The following is a 13,761-nucleotide window of genomic DNA, read 5'->3' as shown; positions in this document are numbered from 1 at the left end:
TGAACACGAATGCCGGGGCCCTCGGGCCCCGGCAATTGTCGTGAGAGGGCTCAGGTGGCCTCGAGGTCGAACGGAAGTTCGATGGGCACGTCCGGCGTCGAGACCTTGCCCTTCACGGCCGACTCGATGCCCTTGGTCTCGGAACGGGCCAGCGTGGCCGCATCCTTGATGCTGGCCTGGGCCTCCTTGACCGTGTCCCTGGCACCCCGAAGTTCCCGTTTCGTCTCCTCGATGAGCGCCACCTCGGCGCTCATGTGCTTGGAGATGAACGCCTTGGGGTTCAGGTCCTTGATGTCGAGGTCCGCGTACTCAGGTCCCAGTTCCTGGCGCAACTGCGTCTGGGCGTTGTTGGCAATGTCGCGGACGGCCACGACCACTCGCGCAGCCTTGCGCGAGAACTCGGGGAGCTTTTCCGGCCCGAAGAGCAGGACTCCCAGCACAATGAGCAGGATGAGCTCGATTGCGTCGATGCCAAACACGCGATCAGGCTACCCGCTGTTGGGGTGTTCAGTTAATTCCGGCCAACCGGGACAGGCCCCGACCGATCCGCTCCAGCACCGATGGGTCCCAGAGCTGTTCGCCGGGCAGCTGACTGCTGGCTTCCTGCAACATTTCCGGTGAACCGTTGGAGGCCACCGAGACGATCCCGTCGCCCACCTGCCACACGGCCACGTCCGGGAACCCGGCGGCATGGTCCTGGATGGGCTTGGCGCCCGGCAATTGGCCCTCGGACCACACCACGCTCACGCTGCGAAATCCGTCGGAGTAGAACAACCGCATGGACCTCTCCCCGCGGACGGAGGAGGAGGAGGCGTGGGTCACCAGGGGCAGACCCGCCAGGCTGGCGGGACACTGGGGAAGACCGGTGCACCAACCCTTCGAGCCTGTGGAGGAGACCGGATTCATGCTGACGAGTTGAACGTGGTCCTGCGCGAGGTGTGCCTTGCCGATCTGAATGTCCTTGAACCCGGACATGATGGTGGGGGCCCCGTCGGCTCCGTAGCGCTCCGACCAGAGCACGAGTCCGCTGCCCGGATCAACCCACCATCGGGCGACGCGGTGCTTTTCTTCGTCACGGGCCTCGATGACGTCGGCCCAGCGCCCGGCCACCTGGTCGCTCCCCCTGTACTTCCAGAACGTCCAGGGTGGCCCCTCGCCCGCCTGGCAACACGAACCCGAGGGAACGAACCACGACATGAACCGCTGACCCGTGGCGTCGAGGACGACGAGACTGGTTCCCTCGCCTTCCACCTCATCCACCCGCACTTGTGCCTCGTGGAAGCCGCCATCGCCTGCGGAGATGTAGACCCGTTGCATCCCGGAGTGGGTGGGACCCTCGCCCTCGAGCATGGCACTGGCCGCGGCCCTGGTGATGGGTAGGGCGTCACTGACCATCATGGGACGAGCCGACTGGTGGCGCGACGGCCCGAAGGAGGCGCCCCGTTCGTGGGCGAACAGCACGGCGCCCACGGATTCGTTCACGCTGACGGCGGTGGCGGACAGGGAGAACTGCTCCCGCGCCTGCTTGACGGCGCTGGCCACCATCTGCGGTTCCGGCGCCACGAGGAAGGCGATGGCCAACACGGACGCGAGGATGGTGATGGCTGCCACGCTGCTCTGCAACATTCGCCTGGTGCGGCGTTTCCGTCTCGAGGGCAGGGAACACTTCGGGCCGCCCGCGGCCATGTAGAGCGGGGTGTCCACGTGATCGCCGGCTATGCCGTGAAGCCGTTGTGTCAGGGTGTGCGGGGCCGACGCCGCCCCCACGGACGGCTCGCCCAACGTGCGTCGCACCCTGCGGGTTTCAGCCAGCTCTTCACGGCAGAGTGGGCATCCGGCGACGTGGTAGCCCACCTGCTCCCAGCGCTTCCGAGGCAGCGTCTCATCCGCGAACGCTGAGAGATCTCCTCTGAAGCGGTCACAATCCGAGCTGGGAGCCTCTGCCACTTATGACACCCCGAGGTACCTGGTGTGGCCTTCCACGGGGGCGCGGTGCGACAGGCTCTGGCGGAGCTGGGCGCGGCCACGTGCGATGCGGCTGCGGACGGTACCGAGCTTGATGTCCAGCACCTCGGCGATCTCCTCGTAGGACAGTCCCTCGATGTCACACAGCACCACGGCGACGCGCTGCTCGGGATTCAGGACCTCCAGCGCATGGGCGACGTCGCTGTCGAGCTCACCGTCAAGGTGCAGGTCCTCCGGCCCGGCAGCAGCACCCCACACGTGGTCCGGGGCGATGCTGAGGGCGTCCATGCGAATGCGCTGCTTGCGGCGCGCACCGTCGAGGAACAGGTTCGTGGTGATGCGGTGCAGCCATCCCTCGAGCGTCCCCGGCTGGAAGGCGTGGATGGATTTGAACACTCGCACGAAGACGTCCTGCGTGAGGTCTTCGGCGTCATGCTTGTTGCCGGTGAGGCGGTAGGCCAGCCGATACACCTGCTCGGTGTGGTTGGCGACAAGTTCACTCCATGTGGGCGTGGTGAAGGTGACGGGCTGCGCCGCCTGCTTCACTCTGCCTCGAAACACTCGCGTTCCTTCCATGATCGAATCATCTCAGGCTCACCTGTGGGGAACCTGTGAACGCCTGTCAGTGGTACAACGATCAGGGCTCAGAGATTGTTCCCGGACCCCAGTTCGTCGAGGATCCGCAGGAAGCGGTCCAGGACATCCGGCGCCACGACCCCCATGGGTTTGCGACACGGCCCCATGGCCCAGCCGCGGGCCTGGAGTGCGGCCTTGACCATCATGCAGCCCTGGGTGGCGAACACTCCACGGAAGACGCCCAACGCCTGGGCGTGGAGCGCCGTGGCCCGGCGCGGGTCGCCGGCAAGGTGCGCCTCGATGATTGCCTTCGCCTGGAGACCCGAGAAATGCGTCGAGGTACCCACGACCCCCACGCCCCCGACGGCCAGCAACGGCAGGAGATAGCCGTCGTCGCCGGCGTAGTAGTGCATCCCCGTGGCTGCGATGACAGCCGATGAGGAGACGACATCACTCTTGGCGTCCTTCACCGCCACGATGCGCGCGTGCTGCCCCAACGAGACGAGCACGGCCTCCGGGATCGCGATGCCGGCGCGATGCGGGATGTCGTAGAGCATGCACGGCAGCGCCGTGGAGTCGGCCACATCGACGAAGTGCTCCTCGAGTGCATCTGCCGGGGGGCGTGAGTAGTACGGGGTGACCACCAGCAGTCCGTCGGCACCGGCGTCCTCCGCCTGCCGTGCCAACTGGGTGGTGTGGACCGTGGAGAACGTGCCGACGCCCGCGACCACGTGCGCCCTGTCACCGACGGCGCGCGCCACGGTGGCCACGAGGGCACGCTTCTCGGCGTCCGTGGTGGTAGGTGACTCTCCCGTGGTGCCGTTGATCACCAGACCGTCGTGGCCGAGCTCGTCCACGAGGTGCGTGGCCAGCCGGGCAGCCTCGGCATGGTTGATGTCTCCGCCGTCATCGAAGGGGGTGACCATGGCGGTCAGCAGACGTCCGAAGACCGGCTCCAGGGGGGTTGCGTCGTTGCGCGCGGCGTCCCGGCTCATCTGGCGGGGGTTTCCATGATCAGGAACCCCGAAGCGATGGCTGCTTCGGAGACGCCGACCCGCTGGCCGGCCCCCACCGACACGGAGAGGACGTTCCCGACGATCTCGGCGCTTACGACATGGCTCATGCGCACATCTTAGGACAATGGGTAGGGTGAGATCGTGAACAGCAATCCCGCGCGCAATGTGGACGCGCCCACCACCGAGTCCTGGGCCCTCACCGAGGACTGGGTTGCTCCGTCCGATGCCCTGCGCCAGGCGCGCGAAGAGGCGTTCATGGCCGGCCATGTCCCCATCAGCACCGGTGTGTCCGCAATCCTGACCGTTCTGGCCGCCACCACCGGCGCCAAGGCCGTCGTCGAGGTTGGCACCCTCATGGGTGCCTCCGCCCTCGCCTTCTTTGACGGGATGGGCAAGGACGGCATCCTCACGAGCATCGACGCAGACGCTGAGCATCAACTGGCCGCCCGTCGATTCCTGACTGCGGCGGGCCACCCGTCGTCACGCTTCCGTCTCATTGCAGGCACCCCGCTCGAGGTGCTGCCGAAGCTCCGCGACGGCGCCTACGACATCGTGTTCATCAACGGCGACAAGTTGGAGTACGTGGAGTACGTCGCTGGCGCGTTGCGCCTTTTGCGGCACGGCGGCCTGCTCATCGTCCATGACGTGCTGTGGAACAACACCGTGGCCGACCCCTCGGCTGAGGGCGACGAGACCATCATCATCCGCGAGGCCCTGGAAGCGGTCACCCAGTCCGAGTCCTACACCCAGTCCTTGCTGCCGGTCGGCAACGGGCTGCTGGTGGCTGTCAAGCACTGAAGAACTCGGGGCCACACACCCTGAAGCCAGGAGCACCACACCTGCGGGGCTCTGCCCTGTGGACCCCGGAACACCACGCACACGGTGCGTCGTGCCCGGAGGACCTGCGCACAGCCCTGCTCCGTGTTCCCCGAAGAGAGCCCTCTCCCGCCAACAGCACCGGGTGAGAGTCGTTCCTTTCGGGGAACACGGGGGTGCCCCGTGGGATCAGTCCCTGGGGATTGTCACGTCCTTGCCGATGGTGACGACGCCACCCTCGGAGATGTCGAACCCACGTGCCCTGTCATGTGCGTGGTCCACACCAATCTGCACACCGTCGGGCACCACCACGTGCTTGTCGAGGATTGCGCGACGCACCACTGCGTCCCGGCCGACGCGCACGCCGTCCATGAGCACCGAGTCCGACACCTGCGACCACTTGTCGACGTGCACGTTCGGGCCCAGCACGGTGCGGTCCACCTCGCCTCCCGAGATGATGCACCCCGGGTTGACGATGGAATCCTCCGCCCGCCCCCGGATCACGAACTTGGCGCCGGGAGCCTGAGCCTGATTCGTCAGGATGGGCCAGTCGGAGTTGTACAGGTTGAACTCGGGATCCACAGACACCAGGTCCATGTGCGCCTCGTGGTAGGCGTCGATGCTGCCCACGTCACGCCAGTAGTTGACGTCCTTCTCCGTGGCGCCGGGAACGTAGTTGGACTTGAAGTCGTAGACCTGGGAGCGTCCCTGGTCCGTGAACCACGGGACGATGTCGCCGCCCATGTCGTGCTTGGACGTCGGGTTCTCCGCATCGGCGCGCAGCGCCTCCACGAGCTCCCGCCTGTTGAAGATGTAGTTGCCCATGGAGGCGAACGACTCCTCCGGCGAGTCGGGAAGGCCGGGTGGGTCTGCGGGCTTCTCGAGGAAGCTCTTGATCTTGTTGTCCTCGGCCGCGTCGATGATCCCGAACGCGCTGGCCTCGTGGCGAGGGACACGGATGCCGGCCACCGTCGCGCCGAGACCGGAGTCGATGTGCGCCTGCAGCATCTGGGAGACGTCCATGCGGTAGATGTTGTCGGCACCGAACACCACGACGTAGTCGGGGTCGTCGTCGCGGATCAGGTTCAGCGACTGGTAGATGGCATCGGCGGAACCCTGGTACCACCGGGGGCCGAGCCGTTGCTGGGCGGGGACCGGGGTCACGTAGTTGCCCAGCAATGTGGAGAAGCGCCACGTCAGCGAGATGTGGCGGTCCAGCGAATGCGACTTGTACTGCGTCAGCACCGCGACTCGGTTCAGGCCCGAGTTTGCGAGGTTGGACAGGACGAAGTCAATGAGCCGATAACTACCGCCGAAGGGCACAGCGGGCTTGGCCCTGTCAGCGGTGAGGGGCATCAAACGCTTGCCCTCTCCACCAGCGAGGACGATGGACAGAACTTTAGGACGACCAACCATGCCACGAACCTATTGCATGCAGGTGAGCACTGCCGTGGAAACCCTTGAAAGTCTCACCACGGCGCGCACCCGGATGTGACACGATCAGGACTCATGAACCTGAAACTGTCACTGCTGACGCGGGAATACCCCCCATCGATCTACGGCGGAGCCGGCGTCCACGTCGCGCAGCTGGTGCCGCAACTGCGCAAGTTCATCGAGGTGGAGGTCCATTGCATGGGCGAGCCACGCGATGGCGCCACAGCGCACCCGGAGACCTACCCGCCGAACGCGAACGCCGCGTTGCGCGTGCTGGGCGCCGATCTGTCCATGGCGGCCGCCGTCTCACCCGACGTGGACGTCCTGCATTCGCACACCTGGTACGCCAACATGGGCGGACACCTGGCGGGCCTGCTGCTGGACAAGCCGCACGTCGTCACGTCCCACTCACTCGAGCCCCACAGGCCGTGGAAGTCCGAGCAACTGGGAGGCGGCTACGCGGTCAGTTCCTGGGCGGAGAAAACGGCCTTCGAGGCCGCCGACGCCGTCATCTCCGTCAGCGAGGGCATGCGCCGCGACGTGCTGGACAGCTACCCCAACCTGGACCCCGCCCGGGTCCACGTGGTGAAGAACGGCATCGACCCCGACGAGTTCCAGCCCGACCACGGGACCGACGTGGTGGATTCGCTGGGAATGGAACGCGGCCGCCCGTCGGTGGTGTTCGTGGGGCGCATCACCCGTCAGAAGGGTCTCGTGCACCTCGTGCGCGCCGCCCAGGAGTTCGACCCCGACACGCAGGTGGTTCTGCTCGCCGGGGCTCCGGACACCCCGGAGATCGCCGCCGAGTTCGAGACCGCCTTCGCCGAACTGCAGGCGAGCCGCACCGCCCCCGTCGTGTGGGTGCGGGAGATGCTGCCGAGATCCGCCGTGCGACAGGTCATGACGCACGCCACCGTGTTCGCCTGCCCCAGCATCTACGAGCCGCTGGGGATCGTGAACCTCGAGGCCATGGCCTGCGAGACAGCTGTCGTGGCCAGCGCCGTCGGTGGGATCCCGGAGGTGGTGGTGGACGGCAAGACAGGACTGCTGGTGCCCTACGACCCCCCCCGCGCCAACGACCCCGCGTTCGTGGATGCCTTCGAGACCGAGTTCGCCGACAAGGTCAACCGCGTCACCCGTGATGCCGACCTTGCGAGGCGCTTCGGCGTGGCAGGCCGTCAGCGCTGCATCGACGAGTTCTCCTGGGCGGAAATCGCGAAGCAGACCATCGACGTCTACCGGGCCGCCATCGAGTACCACGCCTGAGTTTGCGCTCCCGGCACCACTGCCGGGACGACAGGAGCGCCCGAGACCTTGCGGTCCCGGGCGCTGCTGTCTACTCAGTTGTTGGAAGTGGTGGTCAGCCGACCACGCCGGTGAGTGCCATCAGCAGGTCGGTGGCCTCGGTGGCGTTCATCTCCACCACCAGGCGGCCTCCGCCGTCGACAGGAACACGCATCACGATGCCTCGACCCTCCTTCGTGACTTCCATGGGACCGTCACCCGTGCGGGGCTTCATCGCTGCCATTTTACCGACCTCTATCTTGTCCGTTTTGCTGTGGTTGGGTTCCATTATTCCGTATGGGGCAATCAGGGCGCACGCAACTCCCCCATAAAGCCTTCTTCTGCACCGTCCCGGCGCGGAGAATCGGGTTTTTCCTGCGCGGAATCGTCGACGGAAAAATTGTCGTGAACCTCGGGTTCATCGTCGGCGGACACGGCGTCGACGAGAACATCCTGGCGATCCCCCGGTGCATCGCCTGTGAGCACGACGGGGCCGAACTCTTCGCGCGAAAGCGGCGTGGGAGCCGGTCGCAGCCGGTCCACAACAACATCGACGGACTGCATGTCGTAGCCCCCGCGCACCACATCAAATACTGGATCGGTGATGAGGGAATCAGTGCCCGCAGCATGGGCGGCGAGGTATTCGTCCACCTGGGCGCGACGGTAACCAGTGACGGCACCGGGGAGGCGCAGCTCATCCAGGAACTCCTGGTCCACCTCCCCGTCCGGGATGTGGGCCTTCGGTCGATCGGTCACCGGCTCGGGCATCTCGCCCAGCCGTCCGGTTCCCGCCCAGGCTGCAACGCCGAGCACCGCTATCGCCACCACCACTATCGCCCACACCATGTGCGCAAGCCTATCGAGTCAGCCCACGCTGCCGTTGGGAAGGCCCATGGCGGCCACTGCCTCGTCGATGTCGTCGGTGATGGTCACGAGGTCCAGGTCGCCGTCCGAGATGAAGCCGCCTTGCTGCACGCTGCCCCGCACCCAGTCCAGGAGTCCGCACCAGAACTCCGTGCCGAACAGCACCACGGGGAAGTGGGTGACCTTCTTCGTCTGGATCAGCGTCAGCGCCTCGAACAGTTCGTCGAAGGTGCCGAAACCGCCAGGCATGGCGATGAAACCGCGCGAGTACTTCAGGAACATCGTCTTGCGTGCGAAGAAGTACCGGAAGTTCACGCCCAGGGAGACGTAGGCATTCAGACCCTGCTCGAACGGCAACTCGATACCGAGCCCCACGGACAGGCCGTCAGCCTCCAGCGCGCCCTTGTTGGCCGCCTCCATCACCCCGGGGCCGCCGCCCGTGATCACGGCGAAGCCGGCTTCGGTCAGTCTCCTCCCGAGCAACTCCGCGTTCTTGTACATGGGCTGGTCCGGCGTCGTCCGTGCAGATCCGAAGACACTGACGGCCGACGGCAGCTGTGACAGCGCGTCGAAGCCCTCCACGAACTCCGCCTGAATTCGCAGCACGCGCCACGGGTCGTTGTGCTGCCAGTCGGGCTCAGGGCTGTCGAGCAGCGCCTGGTCCGCGGTGGGCGCCTCGTGTTCGGCACCCCGCAGGACGACGGCGCCCTGTCTGCGTTCGATTCGCATCATGCCTCCTGTTCAATGGTGAGCCAGCGGCGCAGGCCGTCGGCGCAGGTGTCCAGCTGGTCAGCGGGACAGTATTCGTTGTCGGTGTGGGCCAGGGACGGGTCCGCCGGGCCGTAGTTCACAGCGGGAATGCCGAGTGCCGAGAACCGGGCCACGTCGGTCCAGCCGTACTTGGGCCTGGGTGTGGCGCCCACGGACGCCACAAAGTCCTGTGCGATCTCCTGGTCGAGTCCCGGGCGTGCGCCCGGAGACATGTCCGTGACCTCGAACCCATATCCGTCGAAGACACGTGCCAGCTCGGCAATGGCGTCCTGTGGCTCCTTGTCGGGTGCAAAACGGTAGTTGATGTCGATGTCACACGATGGCGGGATCACGTTGCCGGCCACCCCCCCGGAGACCAGAACGGCGTTCAAGCCCTCCCGGTACGTGAGGCCCTCGACGTCGACGTCCCGCGCCTCATAGGCATTGAGTCGGTCGAGCACGTCGGACAGGCCATGGATGGCGTTGACACCCAGCCACGACCGCGCGCTGTGGGCGGCCCTGCCGGGCACGGTGATGCGGATCCGGCAGGTTCCCTGGCACCCGCCCTCAATGGTGGCGTCCGTGGGCTCCATGAGCACCGCAAAATCGGCCTCGAGGAGTTCCGGGGAGTTGTCGGCCAGACGCTTCAGCCCGTTCAGCTCCGCCCCCACCTCCTCGTGGTCGTAGAACAGCCACGTGATGTCACGGGTGGCATCCGTCAGCTCGGCGGCCAGTTTCAACTGGACCGCCACCCCGCCCTTCATGTCGCAGGTGCCCCGCCCCACGACGTGCAGCCCCTCCGGTGTCTCCTCCAGAGAACTGGGGAGGTTGTTGGCAATGGGGACGGTGTCGAGGTGACCGGCGATGACGACGCGCTGCTGGCGGCCGAAGTGGGTGAGAGCGATGACACAGTCACCGTCGCGCCGCACCTCGAGGTGGTCGTGCGCGCTCAACGCCTCCTCCACCATGTCGGCCAGCTGGCGTTCGTTCCCGGACACGCTCTCCACGTCGGTGATCGCCTGTAGGAGCGTCACGAGGTCAGTTGTCAGGTCCAAGCGCATGCTGGCGACCCTATCGCTGCCCGCGGCGACCTCCCGCGCCACTGGTCACACCGCGGGTTCCGTGACCGGAAGGTGGTGGACTCGCACGTACGACCCCGACGCGTTCTGACCGCCCGCGTCCCGCAGCATGGCCGATGAGGTCCACGCCTCGGGCACACCCATGCCCTCAACGAGCTCGAGGGCCTTGTCACGGAGCTGCATGTTCAACGACTCCACGGCAGCGGAGATCGCCTTGCTGCGGGCGCCGTCGATCCTGTTGTGCTCCATGTACCAGGCCCGGTTCTCCTCGATGGTGGCCAGTGCGTAGAGGTCGCAGATCTTGATGAGCAGCGCCTTGATGTACTCGTCGTGGCACTGCGAGATGCCCCCCACGAACGCCTCCAGCACCGTGCGGTCCGTATGGGCGCGCGCCGCTTCCAACATGTGTTCCTGGCACTCGTTCACGGCGTCGAACACCGCGTCCTCGGGCACCTTCGAGGCCGCCCGCATCCGGCGCGCCAGCGTCTCGACGAGGTGCTGCTCACGGAACTCGAACATCTCCACCTGCCAGCCGCGTGCGTGGAGCCTTTCGGACTCCGGCTTCACCTTGGCGTTGGCCACCAGACGACTGATGGTGGAACCGGCGGTGGTGCGCTCCATGAAACGCCCACCGAGCAGCTTGGCCGTGGCCTGCGCGGTACCACGCAGGTCCATGTCGCCCCACGTCTTCTTGTAGTCAACGAGCAGCGCCTTGGCGACGAGCTGCAGGAGGACCGTGTTGTCCCCCTCGAAGGTGGCGAAGATGTCGGCGTCCTGGCGGATCAGCGTGATGCCGTTCTCGCTCATGTACCCGGCACCGCCGCACGACTCGCGGCACACCTGGATGGTGTCGTTGGCCCATCGTGTCAGCACGGCCTTGAGCCCGGCCGCCCGCGTCTCCAGCTCCCTGGAGGCGGATGGGTCCTGCCCGACGGCGTCGGTCACGCGCTGCAGGTGCTGGCTGACCTCGTTGACGGCGAACCCGTAGGCGTACGCCTTGGCGATGTTGGGCATGAGCTTGCGCTGGTGACTCTGGTAGTCCAGCAGGGTCACCTCCGACCCCATCCCCGGCCTGCGGAACTGCTTGCGCTGCAACGCGTACCGGGTGGCGATGCTCAGAGCCTTGCGGGTGGCCATGGCAGCGCCGCTGCCGACGCAGATTCGCCCCCGCACGAGAGTGCCGAGCATGGTGAAGAACCGGGCGTTCTTGCTGGCGATTGGTGAGGTGTACACGCCGTCATCGCCAACGCCGCCGTAGCGATTGAGCAGCATCGTCCGGGGAACGCGCACGTGGTCGAAGGTGAGCAATCCGTTGTCGACACCCAGCAACCCGCCCTTGTGGCCGTGGTCACCGGTGGTGACGCCGGGTAGGTCGTCGAGGTTGCTGTCCCGGATGGGTACCAGGACTGCGTGGACGCCCTCGCTGGTGCCACCCACCAGGAGCTGGCCGAACACGACGGCCATCTTGCCGTCCTGGCCGGCATTGCCGATGTAGGCCTTCGTGGCGCTGGGCGTCGGCGAGTGGATCTCGTACTCGTCGGTGTCAGGGAGGTAGGTGATGGTGGTCTCCACGGACGACACGTCCGACCCGTGTCCAAGCTCGGTCATGGCGAAGCAGCCCGTCAGCTCACACGAGATGACGTCGTCGATGAAGGTCTCGTGGTGCCACGACGTGCCCAGGTTGGTGATGGCCCCACCGAAGAGTCCGTGCTGGACGCCGGCCTTGATGTTGAGCGACAGGTCCCCCAGCGCCATCATCTCGAAGTGCGCGACCGATTCCGCGACGCTGCCCGGATGCCCCGGGAATCCTGCAACGGCATAGCCGCGGTTGGCGATGTCGACGAGGTGCTGGAGGGCCCAGGCACGCGCCTCGGGAAGGGACTGGGAGGGGTCGCGGACCACGTCGTCCGCGGTGATGCTGGACCGCCAGTGGTCCTTGACTGCATGGAAGGGGCCATCGAGGGCCACCATGAGTCCGTGACCGGTGGGTGTGGTCATGATGCGGTCCTTTCGGGGCTGCGCGGTGTGGGTTGCTGATGGATGAATGCTGGTTCGAACAGGCGAACGGTGAAATCGACGATGTCGGCGCGTGGTCGCTGGTGCCCTGTGGTGATCCACTTGTCGGCAATGGCCCACACGAAGCCCACGACACCGTGGCCCCAGGTGTTGGCGGCCCGGGGATCGAGCCCCTCGCTGCGCAGCCAGGCGCGGAAAGCCTCCGCCACCTCGTTGCCGATGCGACCTGTGATGCCGGTGACGGGGTCCTCCACCGAGCTCTCCCCCAGCGGACGGGTGACCACGAACTGGTAGATGTGCGGGTCCCGTTCAACGAGCGCCAGGTAGGTGTCGGTGAGTTCGCGCACGAGTTCAGCGGGTTCCAGTGGACCGGCGCCGGAGATGTGGTGGCGAAGCCGCGACCATATGAACTCGTGGACCGATTCCACCACGGCTGTGTAGAGCCCCGTGCGTCCTCCGAAGTGGCGGTAGATCACGGTCTTCGATGTGCCGGCCTCGGCCGCCACCTCGTCCATGCCCACGCCCGGCCCGTGCCGCCGGATGGCGCGCAGGGTGGACTCGACCAGATCGCGTCGACGCTGGGCGTTGTGTTCGTCCCACCGGGTGGTCCGGCCATCGGTCACCGTCATGTTCATGCAACTCAGCGTACCGCACACTCCCAGTACCTGCTACTCTGGGTTTCAGACAATCTTCACCGAGGAGGATCCCCAATATGGTGCTTCGCAACGCAGTGGTGGTGGGCGGCAACCGCACGCCCTTCACAAAGGCAGGAGGCCGTTTCGCGGCCGCCTCCGCACAGGACCTGCTGACATCCGCCCTCGACGGACTGGTGGCGAGGTTCGGGCTTGCGGGACAGCAGATGGGGCAGGTGACTGCCGGGGCCGTGCTCAAGCACACCCGCGACTTCAACCTGACCCGAGAGGCCGTCCTGGGCTCTGCCCTCTCGCCCCACACACCCGCCACGGACGTCGCCATGGCCTGCGGCACCGGCATGGAGGCCATCGCGACAATCGCCAACAAGATCCGGCTCGGTCAGATCGACAACGGCATCGCGGGTGGCGCCGACAGCGCCTCGGATGCCCCCATCGTCGTCAGCGAGGCGCTTCGTCGGGCCATGCTCACGGCGTCGCGCGCCAAGAGCGTCCTTGACCGGGTCAAGGCCTTCGCCTCCCTGGTCCCTGCCGACCTCATACCTGTCCCACCCACCGTGAACGAGGCCCGCACAGGACTGTCCATGGGTGAGTCCCAGGCGATCACCACGCGCAAGTGGGGCATCACCCGCGAGGCGCAGGACGAGATGGCGCTTGCGTCACACCGCAACCTCGCGAAGGCCTGGGATGCGGGGTTCTTCGATGACCTTGTCACCGGCTACCTGGGCGTCACACGGGACACAGTCCTGCGCGCTGACACGACCGCTGACAAGCTCGCGGCACTGAAACCCGTCTTCGGACGCGGCGACGACGCCACCATGACGGCCGGCAACTCGACCGCACTGAGCGACGGCGCAGCCCTCGTCCTGATGGCCGAGGAGGAGTGGGCGAAGGAACACGGGTGGCCCACCCTGGCCCGCATCGTCGACACGCAACTGGGCGCCGCGGACTACGTCACGGGCGCCGAGGACCTCCTTCTGGCGCCCACCCGCGCCATTCCCGTGCTTCTGGAGCGCAACGGCCTGACCTTGGACGACTTCGACTTCCTCGAGATCCACGAGGCCTTCGCCTCGACTGCTCTGGCGACCATCAAGGCGCTGGAACAGGGCGGCGTTGGCGTCGTCGACCCCTCGAAGCTGAATGTGAACGGCAGCTCACTGGCAGCGGGGCATCCCTTCGCCGCCACCGGCGCGCGCATCGTCGCCTCGCTGGCGAAGATGCTCGCCGCCAAGGGCCCGGGCAGCCGGGGGCTGGTGTCCATCTGCACGGCCGGTGGCCAGGGCGTCACCGCAATTCTGGAGGGGATCTGAC

The 13,761-nt window shown here is 66.5% G+C and carries 15 protein-coding genes; 3 read left to right on the top strand and 12 right to left on the bottom strand.

Going from position 1 to position 13,761, the window contains the following annotated elements; translation table 11 throughout:
• Positions 1-50: 50 nt before the first annotated feature.
• The 5 genes from EAX62_RS14710 to EAX62_RS17340 all read right to left on the bottom strand — a co-directional run bounded on the left by EAX62_RS14710 (position 51) and on the right by EAX62_RS17340 (position 3,664).
• Positions 51-479 carry a sec-independent translocase gene (locus EAX62_RS14710; protein WP_121902472.1) on the bottom strand — a complete coding sequence of 143 codons (429 nt, stop codon included), beginning with the start codon at positions 477-479 and terminating at the stop codon, positions 51-53.
• 28 nt (positions 480-507) lie between these two features.
• On the bottom strand, positions 508-1,794 hold the full coding sequence (locus tag EAX62_RS14705) for a LolA-like protein (protein ID WP_147454125.1): 1,287 nt from the start codon (positions 1,792-1,794) through the stop codon (positions 508-510).
• A 153-nt stretch (positions 1,795-1,947) separates the two neighbouring features.
• A complete protein-coding gene (sigE, locus tag EAX62_RS14700) occupies positions 1,948-2,526 on the bottom strand; it encodes an RNA polymerase sigma factor SigE (protein WP_233557982.1) in 579 nt (192 codons plus the stop codon).
• Positions 2,527-2,609: 83 nt separating this feature from the next.
• Positions 2,610-3,536, bottom strand: coding sequence for a 4-hydroxy-tetrahydrodipicolinate synthase (dapA, locus tag EAX62_RS14695; RefSeq protein ID WP_121902469.1), 927 nt, complete (start codon positions 3,534-3,536; stop codon positions 2,610-2,612).
• A complete protein-coding gene (locus tag EAX62_RS17340) occupies positions 3,533-3,664 on the bottom strand; it encodes a hypothetical protein (RefSeq protein ID WP_267897990.1) in 132 nt (43 codons plus the stop codon). The genes dapA and EAX62_RS17340 overlap by 4 nt, the downstream gene beginning before the upstream one ends.
• Positions 3,665-3,698: 34 nt before the next feature.
• On the opposite strand from EAX62_RS17340, the gene EAX62_RS14690 reads away from it, so the two are divergent.
• Positions 3,699-4,355 carry an O-methyltransferase gene (locus EAX62_RS14690; protein ID WP_233557981.1) on the top strand — a complete coding sequence of 219 codons (657 nt, stop codon included), beginning with the start codon at positions 3,699-3,701 and terminating at the stop codon, positions 4,353-4,355.
• A gap of 207 nt (positions 4,356-4,562) precedes the next feature.
• On the opposite strand, the gene glgC is transcribed toward EAX62_RS14690, so the two are convergent.
• Positions 4,563-5,789 (bottom strand): glucose-1-phosphate adenylyltransferase, encoded by a 1,227-nt coding sequence (gene glgC, locus EAX62_RS14685; RefSeq protein WP_121902468.1) that lies wholly within the window; start codon positions 5,787-5,789, stop codon positions 4,563-4,565.
• A 99-nt stretch (positions 5,790-5,888) separates the two neighbouring features.
• Between glgC and glgA the strand changes: the two genes are divergently transcribed.
• On the top strand, positions 5,889-7,073 hold the full coding sequence (gene glgA, locus EAX62_RS14680; RefSeq protein WP_121902512.1) for a glycogen synthase: 1,185 nt from the start codon (positions 5,889-5,891) through the stop codon (positions 7,071-7,073).
• A gap of 94 nt (positions 7,074-7,167) precedes the next feature.
• Here glgA and EAX62_RS14675 read toward each other — a convergent pair whose 3' ends face one another.
• The 6 genes from EAX62_RS14675 to EAX62_RS14650 all read right to left on the bottom strand — a co-directional run bounded on the left by EAX62_RS14675 (position 7,168) and on the right by EAX62_RS14650 (position 12,435).
• Positions 7,168-7,335, bottom strand: a complete 168-nt coding sequence (locus tag EAX62_RS14675; RefSeq protein WP_121902467.1) for a DUF3117 domain-containing protein — start codon at positions 7,333-7,335, stop codon at positions 7,168-7,170.
• Between the two features lie 62 nt (positions 7,336-7,397).
• Complete coding sequence (locus EAX62_RS14670) at positions 7,398-7,937, bottom strand: hypothetical protein (RefSeq protein ID WP_147454124.1); 540 nt, start codon at positions 7,935-7,937, stop codon at positions 7,398-7,400.
• An 18-nt stretch (positions 7,938-7,955) separates the two neighbouring features.
• Entirely contained in the window at positions 7,956-8,684 is a 729-nt protein-coding gene (locus EAX62_RS14665) for an LOG family protein (protein WP_233557992.1), read from the bottom strand.
• Positions 8,684-9,766 (bottom strand): succinyl-diaminopimelate desuccinylase, encoded by a 1,083-nt coding sequence (gene dapE, locus EAX62_RS14660; protein ID WP_121902464.1) that lies wholly within the window; start codon positions 9,764-9,766, stop codon positions 8,684-8,686. Before dapE ends, EAX62_RS14665 begins: the two co-directional genes overlap by 1 nt.
• Before the next feature lie 45 nt (positions 9,767-9,811).
• Complete coding sequence (locus tag EAX62_RS14655; protein ID WP_121902463.1) at positions 9,812-11,782, bottom strand: acyl-CoA dehydrogenase family protein; 1,971 nt, start codon at positions 11,780-11,782, stop codon at positions 9,812-9,814.
• On the bottom strand, positions 11,779-12,435 hold the full coding sequence (locus tag EAX62_RS14650; protein WP_121902462.1) for a TetR/AcrR family transcriptional regulator: 657 nt from the start codon (positions 12,433-12,435) through the stop codon (positions 11,779-11,781). The genes EAX62_RS14655 and EAX62_RS14650 overlap by 4 nt, the downstream gene beginning before the upstream one ends.
• 77 nt (positions 12,436-12,512) lie before the next feature.
• Between EAX62_RS14650 and EAX62_RS14645 the strand changes: the two genes are divergently transcribed.
• Positions 12,513-13,760 carry an acetyl-CoA C-acetyltransferase gene (locus EAX62_RS14645; RefSeq protein WP_121902461.1) on the top strand — a complete coding sequence of 416 codons (1,248 nt, stop codon included), beginning with the start codon at positions 12,513-12,515 and terminating at the stop codon, positions 13,758-13,760.
• Position 13,761: the final 1 nt, after the last annotated feature.

The organism is Tessaracoccus antarcticus (assembly GCF_003688855.1).
Taxonomy (GTDB): Bacteria; Actinomycetota; Actinomycetes; order Propionibacteriales; family Propionibacteriaceae; genus Arachnia; species Arachnia antarctica.
The sequence above is the reverse complement of the archived record's forward strand: the minus strand, read 5'-3'. Positions and strand labels throughout refer to the sequence as shown.